Origin of the sequence: Haloarcula sediminis, assembly GCF_035656455.1 — an archaeon.
GTDB classification, from domain to species: Archaea; Halobacteriota; Halobacteria; order Halobacteriales; family Haloarculaceae; genus Haloarcula; species Haloarcula sediminis.
In genome coordinates this window covers 1-17585 of the sequence record NZ_JAYMGA010000016.1, presented here as the reverse complement: position 1 = coordinate 17585, position 17585 = coordinate 1, and the positions used below count along the sequence as shown (strand labels likewise).

Here is a 17585-nt window from a genome sequence, read left to right as displayed (position 1 = left end):
GCAAGCCACTACTACTTCAGCGGTGAGTTGGTGACAATCGCAGTACTATGCTCTATAGTCGCTCATTCCGCTCTCGTGTTTCTTCTCCGATACCCGCGTTAGCTGAACAGGCGGGACACGCGTGCACCAGCCCCTTCTCATCCCCAAAAACTCGTACGAATCGGTCCGAGACGTGTCCGCTGCAGGTACTGCATTCCGGCATACGAGTCAGTGACCCCCCGAAAGAGCCGGCACTTTGAGACGCGACTCATACTGCCTGTGGAAATCCCCGCGTGGATACGGTATGTACTCCCAGAGTGGAATGCCTGTGCTATCTGTGTCACTCGTTCTGTCTTCCCGTATTGATGATCGTAGGCTATCAAACGCCGTGGTGGATTGGATACAGATGTCTGGTGTCATCGCTCTGAATACCGAATCGCTCCAGTCGTGACTTCGGTGATTCCGATATCGGCGAGTTCGGCTATCACTGCCGGCGGAAGCGTTTCGAGCGTCTCGTCGATCTGTGGGTCAACGGAAACACCATCGATCTTGAGTGCCGATAGCTTCCCGCGGCTACCGTGGGCGGCGACTTCGAATTCGAACGGTCGGTCACGATCGTCGACGGCCTGTACCCAGATCTTCGACAACCCGTTAGCGCTCTCCCAGTGAACACTGTTCTTCACTGTAACTGACCCAGCCGGGGGCACGCACGAAGAGCCACACGCTTGGCACTGGCCTGGATGAGGCGAGGTGCCAACGTACTCATATTCGGTTCCACACCGGTAACACTGTAATGTCAGAATCATCGTCTACACTCTTCACCAAGAGTTCAGAGCCGCCCCGCTCGTCCCGGGTCAACGTCGATGGCATCAACAGGGCAGACATCGACACAGAGCATACAGTCGATACACTGGTCCTCGTGGATGGGGTCGGCCTTGATGTCAGACTCAGGGTGACCCGGCGTTTCAACCCACACGAACACGTCAACAGGGCAGTCCTCTAGACAGGCCCCATCCGCGATGCAGATGTCGAAATCTACTGCCACGTGGGTCCCGTGGATACCCTGTTTTTGCTCCGTTGGTTCTTCACCGTCTGTCGTCCATACCCGATGGTCTTCGTGCCTGTCGACTTCTTCGTAGGTATCCTCGAAACTCGGATCGATAGCCATTGAGATGCCCTCTAGTACATTGGTCTTGTCCAGCAACCAGCTGGACGGTCACTACCCGAGCGACCCCTCCATCTCCAGCTCGATGAGGCGGTTCAGTTCGACGGCGTACTCGATGGGTAGCTCTTCCGTGATCGGCTCGATGAAGCCGGCGACGATCATCTGCTTTGCGTCGTCGTCGTCCAGCCCACGGGACTGGAGGTAGAAGACGTCCTCGTCGCCGATCTTACCCACAGTGGCCTCGTGGGCGACGTCGACCTTCGACTCCTGGATCTCCATGTACGGCATCGTGTCCGACGTCGACTCGTTGTCGAACATCAGCGCGTCACACTCGACGGAGGTCGAGGAGTCCTCGGCGCCGTCGGCGATGTGGACCAGGCCGCGGTAGTTCGTGCGGCCGCCGTCCTTGGCGATGGACTTCGATTCGATGGTGGACTTCGTGTCAGGCGCGTTGTGGTAGACCTTCGCGCCGGTGTCGATGTCCTGCCCTTCGCCGGCCATGGCGATGGTGATGTGGTTGTCCGTCGCGCCCGGACCTTTGAGGACGGTCGAGGGGTACAGCATCGTGGCCTTCGAGCCCATGCTGCCCGAGACCCACTCCATGGTCCCTTCTTCTTCACAGATGGCGCGCTTGGTGTTGAGGTTGTAGGTGTTTTTCGACCAGTTCTGCACGGTCGAGTACTGGACGTGAGCGTTCTCGCCGACGAACACTTCGACCCCACCGCTGTGGAGGTTAAAGGCGGAGTATTTGGGAGCACTGCAGCCCTCGATGTAGTGGACTTCGGAGTTGTCCTCGGCGATGATGAGCGTGTGCTCGAACTGGCCCATGCCTTCGCTGTTCATGCGGAAGTACGCCTGCACAGGCATGTTGACCGTCGTGTCTTCCGGGATGTAGACGAAGGAGCCCCCGGACCAGATGGCGCCGTGGAGCGCGGCGAACTTGTTGTCGCTCGGGGGGACACACTTCGTCATGAAGTGCTCTTTGACGATCTCCTCGTGTTCCTGGACGGCCTTGTCCATGTCACAGAAGATGACGCCTTTGTCCTCCCAGCGCTCCTGCATGTTCTGGTAGACAATCTCCGACTCGTACTGGGCGCCGACGCCCGAGAGGGCGTTCTTCTCGGCTTCCGGGATGCCCAGTTTGTCGAAGGTGTCCTGAATCTCTTCGGGGAGGTCTTCCCAGTTCTCCGCGCCGCCGCGCGTCTCGATGTCCGGGCGGATGTAGGGAACGATGTCGGCGATATCGACTTCCGAGAGGTCCGGCGCGCCGGGCCAGCCGGTCGGCATCGGCATCTCCTGGAACTGCTCTAGAGCGCGCAGTCGGCGCTGGAGCATCCATTCGGGCTCGTCCTTGTCTTCGGAGATGATTCGGACGGTCTCCTCGGTGAGGCCCTTCTCGGTCTGGAAGGCGGACTTTTCCTCCTTCTTGAACTCGAAGCGAGCTTCGGTGTCGGTCTCTTTGAGGTGGTCTTGGTCTGAGCTCATGTATCAGATATTGAAGCGAGGGGTTAAAAATTTCTAGGTGAATTAGAGGTATTATTTTGTCTGTATCGTATACTATTTTTTAAACCAAAAATATTTTTCTGTCCCCGGAATATGGATTGGTATGGGAAAGACAGACAATTGCACCCGGGGATTGCCCCAGCTACCGGGAGCCGTGGTCTTTCCCAACTCCTATCAGAGTAGCACAGAGGACCGGCGACCCGGCTTCTCTGTGTGACTCTCTACAGATAGATGAAAAAAATAAGCTTATTAAAGCAAGCAAGATACACCGAATGAAACAAAATGCCCTATTCGTTTGATACCACTTACAAAAATTTAGACTCGAACCTCTATTCGAGAGTAACGCCCAAAAGTATCGCTAACCCCGAAACTTTGCTTCTTAATGACGGCCTATGTGCTGATCTTGGATTGGATACAGCAGAGCTCAATGCTAAAATTCTAGCAGGCCAAGATCTCTTGGAAGAGCCAATCGCTCAAGCATATGCGGGCCACCAGTATGGAAGTTTTACAGTTCTGGGCGATGGGAGAGCGATGATACTCGGCGAACACGTTCACGAGAGTAACAGATACGATATTCAATTGAAAGGTTCTGGTCGAACGCCGTACTCCGGAAGAGGCGATGGAAACGCGACTGTCAGCTCAATGCTCAGAGAGTATCTGTATTCATATGCGATGCAGAATCTAAATATCAAAACGTCGAGAAGTCTGGCAGTCGTCGAAACTGACGAAGCAGTCGAACGACGGCGGACAGAACCTGGGGCCATCCTTGTCCGAGTGATGAACAGCCACATTCGATACGGGACCTTCCAGTATGTTGCGGGTCAAGCATCCGACGAACTACAGCGGTTCACTGACTATGTTATCGACAGGCACTACCCGCAGCTAAATGCGAAAGATCGCACATATCTAGCGTTCTTCGATGCAGTCATGCAGTCGTCAATTGAGATGGTTGTCGACTGGCTGCGTGTCGGATTCATCCATGGTGTCATGAATACGGACAATATGAGTATCGATGGAGAAACATTTGATTACGGACCTTGTGCGTTCATGAATTATTATGACGAGCAGGCGGTCTTCAGCTCGATCGACAAGCACGGCCGATATGCATTCGGCAACCAGCGACCCATCTTGCGGTGGAATCTTGAACGGTTTGCAGAGGCACTCCAACCACTGTGTGCGCAATCAGCGCTCACATATGATGAACTCGAAGACAAACTGGACGAATTTGAGAATCGGTTTGATGCGCAATACTACACAATGATGCGGAAGAAACTGGGCATCAACTCAGATGGCGAGGACGAGCTCGTCGATGAATTCATAGAGTGGCTTCGCAAATCGAACGCAGACTATACCAATACCTTCCTCGAATTAGAGACGCCTGGGACGTTTGATGACCCGGTGTTTGCAACTGCAGAATTCGACCAGCTTCGGAATAAGTTGGCTGCTGTCGGCCTCGATGAGGAGTTGATGCAGGAAGCCAATCCGCGGTATATCCCCCGCAACTACCTGGTCGAAAAGGCACTGGATGAGTATCTCGAAACTGGGAGTCTATCGAAATTCAAGGGGTTATTGACCGTGTTGGAAAACCCCTATACATCGAAGGATATGGGTTCACAATTCCAGCAACCACCGCCACGAGAATTCGATTCAGAGTATACAACGTACTGTAATACTTAAGCGGATATTAGCAAAATGAGCATAGTCATCAATTTTAGCAGCGTCAGTCGCCCTTTGGCTCACCCCCGTCGGTCAACTCGGACACCTCCTCATCCTCGCCACCGTCGGTGATGGCCGTCTCCAGCTTGCGGTCGAACCAGGTCCACTCCTGGTCGAGCATCCCGCCGCGTTCAAGGTTCCACGGGTCGCCATCCTCGATTTTTGGCCCCTCCAACCAGGACTGGAGAAGGTTCCAGACAAATATAAGCTGGCCGACTAGTAGAATGAACGCGCCGACAGTGGCCATTGTGTGATTGGCACCGGCTGGCTTACAAAATATAGAGCAGCAGAAGTAGCAGCACTCTCAGGAAAACTGGTCGTGATTATCTCAGTATGCAGGTAGATTCAACCGCCCCACCGCCATTAGCCGGTAATCAATAGCGGTTTCTGCCTCTTCAAATGGAATCGATTTCGTTGATTGCTTCGGTTGCGAGCTCGCCCAACTCATCGGCCTCAATGTGCGAGTAGCGGTCACGGATCATCTTCTCTGAGTTATCGAGATACCGGGCAGCAACCGTGTACCCAAATCCGCGAACAAGGATGTCCCCCATCCCCCGGCGGCCACCATGAGGAGTGAGATAGTCGTGTTTCGGATGCTCAATATCGACCTCCGCTAGGTCTGAGAGCCGCTGGAGAATCGACCGTGCTCCATCCGTCGTAATCGACGGCGGGTGGATGCCCTCCTCGAGAGCTAACAAGAAGTCTCGAGCGTACTCGTCACGTTGCTCTTCGATTGTATCTGACCCGTCTCGGACGAGCGCTGCGAGCGTCCGCTGGTCGAACGTGGGAAACACTGGCCATTGTACAGTCGGTGGATCCATCAGCGTTCGATAGCTCCGTAGTGGCGCAATCACGGGCCCGGGGAGACTCGTAACGTCCCACTGCTGTTTCTTCCGGTAGACGTCCATACTTCCATCCTCTAGTGAAATCTCTCCCACTGGACCCCACGCCGCCGTGGATCGTTCGGGTCACGAAGGATTTCCCCAACTCGAACAGCTGTGTATGCGATAACAAAGACGAGAGCACGATCACGAGCCGCCTGCAGAATCCTGTATCGTGCTCGCTGTCTGTCGAGCGAATCGACATCATCCGAGACGGTTCTATACGTCTCGATTGCATCGTTGACTCGGTCGTCGACGTATCGGATGAGTTTGTGGCGCTGCTCGGAGGTCCAGATCTGCTGGTCGCCAGGTTTGCGGCCGTCGTCCTCCGGGAGTGGTGCCATCGCGCTTGCCCGCCGTGCGTAGTGTCCCTCAAGATATCCCTCGTTCGCGCACCAGCCACACCAGGCAGAGATGTAGTGATAATACGTGTGTATAGTATTTTGTTTGAGCGCCCGGTCACTGCCGAGATACCGGGCGTACGCCCGGAAGACTCGTTCATCGAGATCTTCGAAGGTCGGATCCCGGTCGATATCATCTGGTACGATACCCGTCCACTCGCTCCGACCACAGTCGCCAGCAGCCCACCGGCCAAACCGTTCGAGTTCGCGAGCGGCGTTTCGCCGGTAGTTCCCACCGTCTCCACCGCGGCCTTTCCCCTTGTCTTGGAGGTAGCGTTCGAAGGAGTCCGCGAGCGATATCGAATCAGTATGTGTCGTTGAGGTAGCCGGTGTCATCACGGGAGCAAGTTGTCGTCAAGAATGTCGCTGCAATCAATCGGAATCCCCTCCCAAGCGGCTTTCACTGCGTTGTATCCAGTCCAGCCCTCCCGTTCCAACAGCTCGCCGCACGCTTCACAGAATTCTCGGCGAGAGATTAGATCGTTATCGTAGAGAATGTAAAACAGAAACGGCGGTGTCACGACACGGATATCCTCGTTTTGATCGTCGACGGCGCGTCGGATCGAGCGTCGGCCAGCCGCGTCCATCAGAATAACGTAGTCGATAGCCTCCGGGTTCTGTACCACTTCCTGTCGGAGCGATTCCTCGCCAGCGTCCGCTCCATGGGGCCGGGGCACGCTCGTGACTTGGGTGAGCGGCGTGTCATCATCCTCAAGCGCCGAAAGTGAAGCACGGCTTCCGTGATGGAGTCGGTACGGACGGCTTCCTTCAGGCGCGGTCTCACGCGTCTCCTCGACATGCCGCTCTAGCTCCTGTTTACAGACATTTGTCGTTGTGAGGCCAACGTTGTCCGTTATCTGAGTCCACAACGAGCTATTCGCAACAGCAACCAGCGTATCCGTATCGACGAGAATCGGATACCGTGTGTCGCCACCGGCCATTTAGACGAGATAGTCGCTGGTGTCGCCCTCAGTAGCCTCGCGGAAGGCATCAGTGTCCTCTTGGAGCAAATCAAACTCTTCGCCGAGCAGCACTCGGGCAGCGTCCTCCGTGATATCGCCCGCAGAGTAGCGCTCGTAAATCGCGATTTTGTCGTCGTCAGTCATCGCTCGCCGAAGCATCTCGGTAAGCCCCTCACGTCCGAGTTCGCTGATATTGATACCACCAAGATGGACGGCATCCAGTTCGTTTGCCGCCTCCTTTAGCGGGCCGGCACGGAATTTAATCGTATCGTCGAGCGATTCTTGGCTCATAGCAGGGAGTACGGATGCCGGTCGGATAAATTGTTCCCCCTTGTGTGAACACATGGGTACAGTTTCCTCTTGTCCCCTCTGGCTAATTAGCAGTGGTGCCCCGACTCAACGAGTGTCTGAAAATAACTGGTCGTGATTATCGCGGTAATCTAGGTCAATTGGACTGAGATTCTCACCCCCGTTTATTCGAATTCTAATCTCTCGGTTGAGACTCTTTGTAATTAGTGGGTGCTGCGTCGGTTAGGAACCTCTATTCCGAGATTCTATGTATTTCCTGCACCTAGCCGGAAGTTCTATGTATCGGTATCTCTCTAGCGATAACTGAGAGCTAGACCGCCGGCGTAGACTAGGAGGCAATTTCAACAATGATCGAATTAATGGACGCCACGGCCGCGAAGATCGTGTTGGCAGTTCAGCGTGGCGATTCTATCAATCGTGTCGCGAGTAAGATTGACATCTCGTACTCGTGGGTGTACGACTGGATCGAGCGATTAGAAGACGCTGAAATTGTCGCTATTACCGATAGTGGACTCCAGATCGTCGACCACGAAATGCGTCAGCAGTACGCCGAGATGATTGCTGCGTTGTACAGCCGCGACACCATCTCCCAGGAGGACGCATATGTCATCCCGCACTTCGCCGGCATGGAGTTCGCGTACACAGAGATTGACGCTGCGTACGTCTGGACGCACGGGGGCTACCAGATCGCTCGCGGTCACGACGACTACCCGGTGTTCATCGAAGTCCACGACCGTGACATCGAACGGTGGATTGCGTTCTTCCAGCAGTTCGGTATCGACACGACGATCAACGAGCGCCCGGACGCCAGCGATGTCGACGGGAACGTCCACTACGTGTTGTTTCCGAAAACCGACAGTATCGACTCCGAGTGGGTCGACGGCAACCCCGTGATTCCGTTGGATACCGCCGTCGACCAGATGATGGAGAACCGTCCAGCATACGAGCCCGCCTTGGAGATCATCGCCAATGAGTACGACAGGGACGTCGACGCGTCGCACCACAGCGCGATGAGCGGGGACTAACGGGGCTGATAAAATGAGTCTCCCCGAGCGCCAATCCGAACTCGTCGACACGCATCGGGCGGTACGGGACGCCGAACTGCCGTACGTTCTCGTGGGTGGCTGGGCAGTCTCGGCGTTCCAGACGCGGTTCACGACGGACATCGACACCGTAATTCCAGACACGGCACTCGATGAGTACGACTCGCTCCTTCGCGACCTCGGGTACGAGAAGCAGTTCGAGAAGGACGTCTCGAACGAGTACGACGGTCGGATGGTCCAGTACACGAAGCAGGTCGGAGATAACGAAGTCAAGTTCGAGACACTCGTCGACGCGATGGGGTGCCGACAGACGGACGCGGAGTGGTCGTATCGCTATCTCCACGAACACAGCACCGTCGAATCGCTCGACGTCGCCGAAGACCTCGATGGTCGAATACCGGAGCCAGCCCTCCTCTTCGCGATGAAACTCCACAGCGGCCGGAAAGCTGACACCCGCGACCTCGTCGTCATCAGCACGCGTGCGGAGTTCGACCGTATCGAACGGCACGTCCATCGAGGTGACCCGAAGAAGCTCGATGGTCAGATCGAAATAGTGTTAGATCGACTCCAGCAGGACGGCTTCGAAGACTCGTTCAAGGGAGTCTTCCGACAGGAAACGCTACCAGCGGATGCGGTCAACGACCTCGTCTCGTTCCTGTCCGAGCAGCGAGATCAACTTCGGTAAGATTCCTGACGCCGTCTCGCGAAACAACTGAATGTTCGACGATTGCTGACCACAGTACATAACGGAATAACAGTTGTTGCAAATACGATTTCTTTATTCAGTCTGCGGCGTGATTTTTTCGTGCCGATTCTCCCGTCACACATGAGTTATCTCACCCGGTGACCTTCGTCTTTTTCTCTGAGTTCTGACACTGATTCGAGCGGAGTTCGACCGGCTTCACTCGGAGCTCTCCGAAGCCGTACTTCGAGTGACTGCCGACCCGAAGGATGCCGTTCTTCGCGGTCTTCACCGGACGGTCGCCCTCGTACTTCACGACCTGCCCGTGGTCCACCGTCTGGAGCTTGTAGACCTCGCGTTGCTCCAGCACCTTCTCCTCGCGTTCACGGAGATCGCGGCGGTCCTCCTTCCACCACCACGGCACGTCTTGGTCGTGGGCGTTCGGGTACTCCGACTCCAGCACGAACGGCGTCACGAGTTCGAGGATGAACGCCTCGCCTTCTTCGAGACGCGAGTAGTCCAGGGCCTCCAGGTCTACGACCTGTGTGTCTTTCAGCCGCGTGATGCCGTAGCCGTAGTTGCGCTTCCCGCCGAACTGGAGGCCGTCCAGGGCGCTCTCATCGAGCGGGAGGACGTCGTCTCGGTCGGCGTGGAGGTACGCGTTGATGTACCACTTCGTCGTCTGCTGTTGCTTCCGTGCGCCGTCGGGCTTCCCCATGATGGTCTCGTGGGAGAGCGCCGGGTGGCCGCTCTGCACGCGGATGTCGTGGGTGTTCAGCGCGTCTCGCGGCCGGGAATCGAGGAGCCACGAGTGCGACGCCTGCCGCATCAGGAACAGGTCGTCGTAGGCCTCGACGTCGGGGAGGCCGCTCCCGAGGTACGGCCGGATGCCGCTCCGCGAGTGTTCCTCGGGGAACGTCCCGAACTGGCCGGGCACGAAGACGCCGTGACTCGCGTTCAGGTGGCGGTGGACGTCGTGCGGGAGTTGCTGGCCGAGTGCGTGCATGATGGCGTTCCCCGAGACGTAGTACGGGTGGCCGATGTAGTCCATTTCCAACTCCCATTGGACTTGCTGGATGCGCGTCATCGGTCGAACGCCTCCCGGAAGTCCTCGATGTACTGGAGCGCGGTAGACCACGCGCCGATCCGGCGGAGGTTCGCGTCCAGCACCATGTCGTACTTGTCGTGAGCGGCATCGAGCGGGTGCGCGGTCAGCCGGTTCCACGTCGAAGCCCACGACCGCCACGGCCGACTCCCGAGACGGGACGACGGTCGCCCGCCCGCGCTCTCGTCGATTCGGAGTGCGAAGTCATCGCCTGCGTACACGGTGCGGTGGGGCACGATCTCCCCGGCGCGGTCCACGACCAGGAGGAGATCGGCGAATTCGTGACCGGCACGGTAGTTGTCCAGCAGCGCCGCCACGAGGAGCGTGTGGTATTTCAGACTCGTGTACGGGTAGTAGACGCTCTCGTTGAACGCCGAGACGACGTCGCTCTCCAGCCATGCCCGATGCATGGCCGCCGGGTCGTCTTCGGTCAGGAGTTCTCTCACGGCGCTCTCCACGCCGTTGCGCGTGAACTCCTCCGGGTCGTACCGACTCTCGCCCTCGATGAGCGACAGTCGGTAGAGCGTCTCGTGGTTCTCCATCGTCTGCTCAGGCTGGCCGTTGGGCCGGCTGAGCGCTGACGCATCACCGTCCGCGCCGTGGGGAACCGTCTGGTTCACCGGGACGCCCGCAAACGTCTCCGGGGCGTAGTCGTGCGGCTGGCCGTTCATCTTGTGAGCGTCGTGGCGGTACGCGGCGACCATCACGTCTTGGCCGCCGCCATCCTGGATGTCGCTGAGGCTGGCGTTCTCGGCCATCTATGGCCCCACCTCGATGCGCTCTTCCAGCGCCTCGACGAACGCCGGGCGGTACTCCTCGGTCCACTGGTCGTCCTTTTCGTCCATCTTGTTGGTGTTGCCCTTCCCGCGGTCGAAGACGCGCTTCAGCTCGCGCTCGTTGTAGAGCGGGTTGATGAGGTGGCAATCGACGATTCCCGCGCCGAAGTTGCGAGCGCCACCGAGTTGGTGCATGAAGTCGGTCTTGTGAGCATCGAGGAAGTCGATGCCCTCGGCCAGAAGGCCGACGAACTCGGGTTTCACCTCTCGGAAGGAGAGGTGCCAGCAGCCGTCCAGATTCGCCACAGCGTCTACCTCGGCGTTCCGAAGCGGTTCGCGGTTGTCTTCCTCGTTCCGGGAAACGACGTTCCGGTTCAGCCGGCGGTAGTGACCCTCAGCCTGCCCGCGCGTGTAGTCCACGCTGGAGCGGACGGGGTTGAACTTGATCGGCCGCCGCATTACCTTCCCGGGGACGCCACCGAAGCCGCCGAAGAGGTCGAAGACTACGCAACCGTCGTCTTCCTTCGGGTCGTCGGTGCACGCGCCCTTCTCGTGGTAGCCGTCATCGAGGTCGCGCTCGTAAACGTCCTCCTTCATGAAGTTCAGATTTTGCGGCACCGACATATGCAACGGACGGAGTGGTGACTGGACCCTCTAAATACAGCAATTGTCGAATTGACTTGTTCGAGGCCGGGCACAGTGCTGAGTGTTGAATAAATCGCGCGTAGCTATCACCGATGGAGTGAACAAAGCCCCCGCCAGAGAGCCATTCATTAGAATACGTGGGTCAAATGCGACTTGAGACGACTAACCCGGTCAGCATCGTATGTCCACAATCCGCGCCAAATATTGTCATCAATGTATAGAAACTGGAAATGAATAACAACGAACGTTGACTCTCCATGAGTTATATACGGAATATCCGAGCGCCCGGAACAGGCGATACGCTAAGTCCTCCTCTGTATCTCCAATACGATTCCCGGTCGTTGTTAGTGAGACGGCTCTTCCTGGTCGAGAAGTAGCGTGTTTCTGGTGAGCGTATCGATTGCCCGGCGGAGTCGTTCGGTGACAGCTTGGTCGGAGATGTCGAACTCCTCGGCCAGTTCCGCTGTCGTTATCCCGCGCGGGAGAGCGTAGTAGCCTTTCTCAACGGCCAGAGCGAGCGTCTCACGTTGGGCTGCCGTCAATCCGAACCACGGGCCGGCGTCGGGTCTAGTGGGGTTGTAAATTCGCATCACATCAAGGGGTATCTCCGCGTCAAAGCAGGCTTGCTGAAACTCCGAGAGGGCATCGTGGGACGGCATACGCAACTCAAAGAGCCACGAGTCACTGCCGCCGGTCGCCTCCAGTAGATGGGCATTCAGTTCGTAGATAGTGCGAAAGAACGTGTCTGTCGAGGGGTCCCAGTCAAGCGCGTATAGTGCTTCATCATCATGTTCGGTGACAATCTCCAAGTCCGCGACAGCAGACTCACTACGAACGTTGTTTTCAAAAGCATCCCGCATCCCCTTCACCCGGAAAAACGGGACTGAGCGATCTCCCAAGGGTACCATCGTTTCGAGCGTTATATTGGCGTCACCCTCCATCTGGAGGACGCGCCCCAGTTCGAACTCTGAAGACGGCAGAGTAATTTCCACGATGACACCCATTTTCATATAATTCATCACGTGACACAGTTAAGAACTTTCATCGGACTGAGATGATGGCATGGTGTGCCAAGTTTTCCGCCACACACTTCCCATCAGAGGGATAATAGTATAGTAGATAGAGGCGCACAGCGTGATACTCCGCTATCAAGACTAGCGGACACTTCTCAGGAGTCCGATGAGCATCACGTTTGCGTTTCCGCATCTGCTTCAACCGATTTCATGACAAACCAGAATTCCAATATCTTCCTACAAGAAGATATTACAACTGAGGACGCGTTCGACACGGCACTTAACGAATTAATTGTAGCTGCTCTCCAGAACGGGATTGACCCGAAAGGAAGTTGGATTTGCCGAAACGACGAAACAGTACCCGATACGGAAGTTATGGTTTACGAACTTAAAAATGGACACAACTGACAGTGCGTATATGTGGGGTGCCGAAACTGGACACACCATTCGGCTATACCATTGGAACAGATTGTGATCAACACGATTCTATCACTCGTTGCTTCTGTCGAGATTGGTTGAGCACTATATGAGCAGGTTCCGTCTATCGATCCAATTTTATACATCAGACTGTCTCACCGTTGAATAGTGTGATACACCATGCAAGAGAACCTACCGTCTCTCTCCCGTGATATAAGATGTGACGCAAACCACTCCCACCAGTGTAAGCGAGCAGCATATTTCACGAGACAAAGAGACGATTCAAAAATGGGCGGATAGACATAATGCGGTGTCAGTGCGTACAAGTTCAGACGGAAGCCTGAATCTCATTCATGAATCCAAAGTCGCTGCTGAGCACGAACGACTCGATTGGGACACGTTTTACGCCGAACTAGAAGACGAGAATCATGCTGTCTCCTATCATGGAGATGGTATTGAGATCCCCGAGGTGATAACACAGGATAAAGCAATCTCTCAGAGCGATGTTGACGACAAGCAGATCAGAAACCGGTTGGTCGCAGGCGAGACCGTGACCAATACCATTCATGAGACGAGTGCCGTCGAGACACCTGTCATTGAGGAGGCCACTGTCGAAAGCGAGCTTGTCAGCCGTGAGATCATCACGACAAGTTACTCGACGTTGAGCTTGTGGAACGGACGCGTACCGGCTTTAGTATCGTTCCCTCTGACAACCTCGTCGACAGCGATACGTTTGATCGGGAGCGGTACTTCGCTGCACTTGACGCGGCAAGGGATGAGAGCTCACAACCCGATGGTGAGTCGAGCGGCGAAACATCACCGTCACACAGATTAAGAGATCAATATCAGACACAAATCGATGTCAGAGAGGTCTGGATGCCTACCCGCAAGATTACTGAGCGGTTTACAATCGAGAGCCGTATCACCGGGACAGACGTTGCTGAGGCTGATACGCTCGAAGATTACGATCTGGATACCGAGGGACTACAGCGGTCGATAATTGAAGAAGGGATGCTTGATGCAGAAGATGACCCAGAAGAAGTGAAACGCGATTTCGAAATCGAATCCGAACTCAGTGAGGGTGACCAGATTCATACCCACTTCACGCGCACAAGTGTGCTTGAAGACGAGGTAATCAATCAAATCCGGGTCGGAAGTGACATCGACCGTGTGGACTTTGTAGAGATGGACTTCACAGCGTCGAAACATGTCGTCAGTCAAGATGCCACCGAGACGATGCGTTCGAAAGCTGACGGAATCTCACTCACGAGCGACGATCTCGGCAAAGATGTTGTGGACGCGACGGGGAGCATCGTCGGTACACTCGAAGATGTTACTGACGGCGGTCAGACCGTCTACGTCGAGCCCCATTCGAGCGTCACCGAACACATTATGTCGGCGCTTGGCTGGAGTGACGACGACGCTGCGAAAGAGATCCACGTCGGGCAATTTGCACGAATCAATGGCGAAGAGGTTCAATTGGAAGAAAACGAGCAACTCGCCGAGAACAGACAAGCCAACGCAGACGACTGAACCCGACAGTCGTGCTTAATTGGGGGGTCGTCCAATGAAGAATTGAAATTATATCTAACTTTAAATTAATCTGATTATTCCAGATTGTGCAGTAACGTCAGGAGGCCAATAATGGGAATGCTTACGCTGACTTCAACCTCTCTATTCAGCAGTTGTCGAGTTGACTTGTTCGAACCTCTGTAGAATAGCGACTGCTGAATAGACCGCGCATATCGGTCACTGATCTGTGAGCAACCCGTGGTGATGAATCGGTAGAGACTAGTGAAGCTCCATTGTGAAGTGCTAAATCTTCGTGTTCCTGCGTCTATTAGTCGTAGCCAACAGTTTCGCAGCGAAACGGCACTCTTTTTCGCGTGCGAGCTAATCACTCACATACGTGGCAGAACTGCTAATTCTCGTGGGTTTGGTGGTGGCGGTATTCGTCGGGTACAATATCGGCGGGTCATCAACCGGTGTTGCCTTCGGTCCGGCAGTTGGTAGCCGGGCCGTCAGGAAAGTCACCGCTGGAGCACTGTTTACCGTGTTCGCGTTCCTCGGAGCGTGGACGATTGGGCGGAAGGTCATCACGACGATGAGTACCGAAATCGTCGATGCAGCAGCCTTTACACCCGCAGCGAGCGTTGGCGTCCTCTTTTTTACCGGGCTCGCACTCCTGATCTCGAACCTCTATGGTGTCCCAGCGTCAACGTCTATGACAGCCGTCGCAGCAATCGTCGGACTCGGATTGGCAACGGGGACGCTCAACACGGCCCTGATGTTTACCATCCTGTCGGCATGGATCGTCTCCCCACTGATCGCCGTCTTCACAGGTGCGTTTATTGGTAGATATCTGTATCCGCATCTTGACGCCAAATTCGAATTTGGCCGCCTTACGAACCCGTTGATCGCAATCGATACCACAGGGAGGCTCCCACGGCTATCGGTCAACGATACCGTCTCGCCTCGGGATCTGATCGGATCGGCGCTTGTTGTGGCAATCGCCTGCTACATGGGGTTCAGTGCCGGAGCCTCGAATGCGGCGAACGCAGTTGCCCCGCTTGTCGGCAACGGTTCTCTCGACCCGAGCCCGGCGATTCTCCTCGCAATTGGGGCCATCAGCGTGGGCGGCTTCACGATTGCCCGGCGGACGCTGGCGACCGTTGGCAGCGATATCACTAAGATGCCGATTCTGGCAGCGCTCATTGTTTCGACTGTGGGCGCGACGATTATCACCGTCCTCTCGTGGCTCGGAATTCCAGCCAGTCTCGCCGTGAGTACGACCAGTTGTATCATTGGCCTCGGATGGGGCCGTGCAAGCCGAGCCCGGACGCTTGCGGAAATAGTCACACGGTCCCCTGGCGATGAATCCGCTCCACAGTTTACAACTGGTGCACTCAAACTTCACCCAGTTGAAGGCAAGAAGGGGGTCGCTGCGGGCCCGACTGTGGGCGAACTCGCTGAAGGCGAGACTCCACACCCGGACAGGCAGCACGCATCCAGGGATGGTGTGTCTAGCGTTGGCGAGGTAGATCCGAAAGAACTGTCCGCCGAAGGCCTGTTCCACCATGCAGCGGCAGCTCGTGTCGTGACACTCTGGGTGATTACGCCGATACTGTCGCTCGTGGGGTCCTATGCCCTGTTTTCACTCCTCGGCTAAGAGAACACCTTGTCTGTCCATCACCATCAGTCGTGGTCGGAGGGACTGCCAATCTACAAGAATCGTGCGCGAGTGGAAGGGTTGGCATCTTTGATCTCAAGACCGCTATGCTGACTTGATCCTCTCTATTCAGCACTCTGTTTGTGATAGCAACCAGATTGGAGAGTCTGTTGGTGTTGCATGCAGGGCGCGTATCTCGTGCCTCGGTTGTGCCTGTGTACTGTGCCTTTTGTGCCTTCGTCATTGTCCTAATGTGAACACTATTTTCTGTCTACTGTCAGTACAATAGGTGATGGAACCGCTCGAGATTGGACTACGGATTCTTGGTGGTATTGTCCTTATTGGGGTGAACGCCTACTTTGTTGCAACTGAATTCGCCCTGACCCGTCTCAGGCAGTATCCCGAATCGGAGTTCAATACGCCTGGACTCGAACTCGCTTGGGAGATGACTAACGACCTAGAGTTTTATTTGACGACGTGTCAGGTATGGATTTCTGGGACCAGTATTGCGCTGGGGATCATCGCCGAACCCGGACTCGCAGCCCTGTTTGAACCGCTGTTCGAGAACACGACCCTCGCATCGATCGGGGCTGGTTCGCTCCTCGGATTTCTTCTCATCAACCTGGTTCATCTCACCCACGGCGAACAGACACCGACCTACCTCGGCGTTGAGCGCTCTAAACAGGTCGCCCAGTACGGAGCGCGACCACTGTACTGGTTCTCCAAAATACTCGCCCCGGCCATCTGGGTCGGTGACTCGGTTGCAAAAGCGACACTCGGCCTATTCGGCATCAAGATGACCCAATCGTGGACCGAAACCGGGGAGGAAGTTATCGAAACCCGTGCGGACCTCCGAAACGAACTGGGCTCTGTGCTCAACGAGGGTGAGTTGGCCAAGGAACGCAGTGAGGAGGTTATGAACGCCTTGGCCATCGGCGAGCAGTCTGTGGGAGAAGTCATGATTCCACCCGAGGAGATCGTGGCGCTGTCTACTGAGGACGATCCTGAATCGAACTTCCGGAAACTCGAAGAGTACCCACACACGCGGTATCCACTGATCGGTGCGGACCTCACCGAGTTCCGTGGCATCGTCTACAGTCCGGCCCTGTTCAACCGCCGTGAGGAACTGTCTGCTGGCAACGGTGCGTTTACTGAATTGGCAGCACCGACGATGACACTCTCACCTGATACCGACGTGAGCGATGCGATCGATCAGTTCCAAGCCGAACGGCAGGAGATTGCGCTCGTCATCGAAGACGGCGATGTGGTTGGGCTGGTAACCGTCACCGACCTGCTGGAGACGATCATCGGTGACCTCGAAGACCCACTTGACCGGGACAACCCCGACATACTCGACTAACAGCGTGTCATGAAACTATTTGCAACCGGCCAGTAGCTCTGAGCGGCCGGTTCATCCGAATCTATGGGAAACCACCGGCGGCTGACTGCTAAGTTCAACCTCTGTATCGATCACGCCGTTACTGACGGACATCGAGTAGTTCGAATAGACGCTGCTGCATACACAGCGCGAATGCAGCACGTCGCGCACTAAGAATTGGGACCGTCCGATTCGGTTAGTACAGGTGACTCACACATCGTTCGATCTGTTGACTAGCTCGACTTCTGTCAAGAACTCCCCGTGCGAATTATCGAGCATCTCAGCAGCCAAAGGTCGCGTTTTGTACACCGAAAGACGGCGCATCACTCGTTCGGTGAACGTCCGAAGTGACTACTCGATTTCTAATTGACCACTTCCGCTACCCCCCTCACCGTCGTTCTCGTCCCATTCGAGTTCGAACTCGATACTTCGTTCAGTCAT

15 protein-coding genes and 4 pseudogenes are annotated in these 17585 nt (G+C 55.8%); 6 read left to right on the top strand and 13 right to left on the bottom strand.

Annotated elements, in window-relative coordinates; all coding sequences use genetic code 11:
- Positions 1–52 precede the first annotated feature (52 nt).
- The 4 genes from VJ162_RS18635 to sufB form a co-directional block, all read right to left on the bottom strand.
- Positions 53–202: a DUF7563 family protein gene (locus VJ162_RS18635; RefSeq protein ID WP_455429325.1), complete on the bottom strand. Its 150-nt coding sequence runs from the start codon at positions 200–202 to the stop codon at positions 53–55.
- Between the two features lie 193 nt (positions 203–395).
- Complete coding sequence (locus VJ162_RS18080) at positions 396–662, bottom strand: hypothetical protein (protein ID WP_324666203.1); 267 nt, start codon at positions 660–662, stop codon at positions 396–398.
- Positions 663–808: 146 nt separating this feature from the next.
- Complete coding sequence (locus tag VJ162_RS18075; protein ID WP_324666202.1) at positions 809–1147, bottom strand: 4Fe-4S dicluster domain-containing protein; 339 nt, start codon at positions 1145–1147, stop codon at positions 809–811.
- 51 nt (positions 1148–1198) lie between these two features.
- On the bottom strand, positions 1199–2629 hold the full coding sequence (gene sufB, locus VJ162_RS18070; protein WP_324666201.1) for a Fe-S cluster assembly protein SufB: 1431 nt from the start codon (positions 2627–2629) through the stop codon (positions 1199–1201).
- Positions 2630–2929: 300 nt separating this feature from the next.
- Here sufB and VJ162_RS18065 point away from each other — a divergent pair, with 300 nt between their 5' ends.
- Entirely contained in the window at positions 2930–4324 is a 1395-nt protein-coding gene (locus VJ162_RS18065; protein ID WP_324666200.1) for a protein adenylyltransferase SelO, read from the top strand.
- A 43-nt stretch (positions 4325–4367) separates the two neighbouring features.
- Here the strand turns inward: VJ162_RS18065 and VJ162_RS18060 are convergent.
- The 4 genes and pseudogenes from VJ162_RS18060 to VJ162_RS18045 all read right to left on the bottom strand — a co-directional run.
- Positions 4368–4616 (bottom strand): annotated as a pseudogene (locus VJ162_RS18060) (cytochrome-c oxidase); the annotation flags it as partial.
- Positions 4617–4758: 142 nt separating this feature from the next.
- Positions 4759–5981 (bottom strand): annotated as a pseudogene (locus tag VJ162_RS18055) (phage integrase SAM-like domain-containing protein).
- Positions 5981–6586, bottom strand: coding sequence for a hypothetical protein (locus VJ162_RS18050; protein WP_324666199.1), 606 nt, complete (start codon positions 6584–6586; stop codon positions 5981–5983). Before VJ162_RS18050 ends, VJ162_RS18055 begins: the two are co-directional and overlap by 1 nt.
- The gene (locus VJ162_RS18045) at positions 6587–6898 is read right to left on the bottom strand and encodes a hypothetical protein (RefSeq protein WP_324666198.1); all 312 of its coding nucleotides are present in this window, start codon (positions 6896–6898) and stop codon (positions 6587–6589) included.
- A 377-nt stretch (positions 6899–7275) separates the two neighbouring features.
- Here VJ162_RS18045 and VJ162_RS18040 point away from each other — a divergent pair, with 377 nt between their 5' ends.
- Together VJ162_RS18040 and VJ162_RS18035 are read left to right on the top strand one after the other, a co-directional pair.
- On the top strand, positions 7276–7941 hold the full coding sequence (locus VJ162_RS18040; protein ID WP_324666229.1) for a helix-turn-helix domain-containing protein: 666 nt from the start codon (positions 7276–7278) through the stop codon (positions 7939–7941).
- 13 nt (positions 7942–7954) lie between these two features.
- The gene (locus tag VJ162_RS18035) at positions 7955–8644 is read left to right on the top strand and encodes a hypothetical protein (RefSeq protein WP_324666197.1); all 690 of its coding nucleotides are present in this window, start codon (positions 7955–7957) and stop codon (positions 8642–8644) included.
- Between the two features lie 151 nt (positions 8645–8795).
- On the opposite strand, the gene VJ162_RS18030 is transcribed toward VJ162_RS18035, so the two are convergent.
- The 4 genes and pseudogenes from VJ162_RS18030 to VJ162_RS18015 all read right to left on the bottom strand — a co-directional run bounded on the left by VJ162_RS18030 (position 8796) and on the right by VJ162_RS18015 (position 12171).
- A complete protein-coding gene (locus VJ162_RS18030; protein WP_407066881.1) occupies positions 8796–9728 on the bottom strand; it encodes a hypothetical protein in 933 nt (310 codons plus the stop codon).
- A complete protein-coding gene (locus tag VJ162_RS18025) occupies positions 9725–10504 on the bottom strand; it encodes a hypothetical protein (protein ID WP_324666195.1) in 780 nt (259 codons plus the stop codon). Before VJ162_RS18025 ends, VJ162_RS18030 begins: the two co-directional genes overlap by 4 nt.
- A pseudogene (locus VJ162_RS18020) lies at positions 10505–11131 on the bottom strand (hypothetical protein); the annotation flags it as partial.
- Between the two features lie 380 nt (positions 11132–11511).
- Positions 11512–12171, bottom strand: coding sequence for a helix-turn-helix domain-containing protein (locus tag VJ162_RS18015; RefSeq protein ID WP_324666193.1), 660 nt, complete (start codon positions 12169–12171; stop codon positions 11512–11514).
- Between the two features lie 1095 nt (positions 12172–13266).
- On the opposite strand from VJ162_RS18015, the gene VJ162_RS18010 reads away from it, so the two are divergent.
- The 3 genes from VJ162_RS18010 to VJ162_RS18000 all read left to right on the top strand — a co-directional run bounded on the left by VJ162_RS18010 (position 13267) and on the right by VJ162_RS18000 (position 17126).
- Entirely contained in the window at positions 13267–14130 is an 864-nt protein-coding gene (locus VJ162_RS18010) for a hypothetical protein (RefSeq protein ID WP_324666192.1), read from the top strand.
- Positions 14131–14506: 376 nt separating this feature from the next.
- Positions 14507–15766, top strand: a complete 1260-nt coding sequence (locus VJ162_RS18005; protein ID WP_324666191.1) for an inorganic phosphate transporter — start codon at positions 14507–14509, stop codon at positions 15764–15766.
- A gap of 292 nt (positions 15767–16058) precedes the next feature.
- Positions 16059–17126, top strand: a complete 1068-nt coding sequence (locus tag VJ162_RS18000) for a hemolysin family protein (RefSeq protein ID WP_324666190.1) — start codon at positions 16059–16061, stop codon at positions 17124–17126.
- A gap of 369 nt (positions 17127–17495) precedes the next feature.
- Here the strand turns inward: VJ162_RS18000 and VJ162_RS18560 are convergent.
- A pseudogene (locus VJ162_RS18560) lies at positions 17496–17585 on the bottom strand (amphi-Trp domain-containing protein); the annotation flags it as partial.

What these genes read in the sequence shown, in the direction of transcription:
- VJ162_RS18635 (WP_455429325.1), bottom strand. Translation starts at nt 202, where the DNA reads ATGCCGGAATGCAGTACCTGCAGCGGACACGTCTCGGACCGATTCGTA.
- VJ162_RS18075 (WP_324666202.1), bottom strand. Translation starts at nt 1,147, where the DNA reads ATGGCTATCGATCCGAGTTTCGAGGATACCTACGAAGAAGTCGACAGG.
- sufB (WP_324666201.1), bottom strand. Translation starts at nt 2,629, where the DNA reads ATGAGCTCAGACCAAGACCACCTCAAAGAGACCGACACCGAAGCTCGC.
- VJ162_RS18065 (WP_324666200.1), top strand. Translation starts at nt 2,930, where the DNA reads ATGCCCTATTCGTTTGATACCACTTACAAAAATTTAGACTCGAACCTC.
- VJ162_RS18050 (WP_324666199.1), bottom strand. Translation starts at nt 6,586, where the DNA reads ATGGCCGGTGGCGACACACGGTATCCGATTCTCGTCGATACGGATACG.
- VJ162_RS18045 (WP_324666198.1), bottom strand. Translation starts at nt 6,898, where the DNA reads ATGAGCCAAGAATCGCTCGACGATACGATTAAATTCCGTGCCGGCCCG.
- VJ162_RS18040 (WP_324666229.1), top strand. Translation starts at nt 7,276, where the DNA reads ATGGACGCCACGGCCGCGAAGATCGTGTTGGCAGTTCAGCGTGGCGAT.
- VJ162_RS18035 (WP_324666197.1), top strand. Translation starts at nt 7,955, where the DNA reads ATGAGTCTCCCCGAGCGCCAATCCGAACTCGTCGACACGCATCGGGCG.
- VJ162_RS18030 (WP_407066881.1), bottom strand. Translation starts at nt 9,728, where the DNA reads ATGACGCGCATCCAGCAAGTCCAATGGGAGTTGGAAATGGACTACATC.
- VJ162_RS18025 (WP_324666195.1), bottom strand. Translation starts at nt 10,504, where the DNA reads ATGGCCGAGAACGCCAGCCTCAGCGACATCCAGGATGGCGGCGGCCAA.
- VJ162_RS18015 (WP_324666193.1), bottom strand. Translation starts at nt 12,171, where the DNA reads ATGGGTGTCATCGTGGAAATTACTCTGCCGTCTTCAGAGTTCGAACTG.
- VJ162_RS18000 (WP_324666190.1), top strand. Translation starts at nt 16,059, where the DNA reads ATGGAACCGCTCGAGATTGGACTACGGATTCTTGGTGGTATTGTCCTT.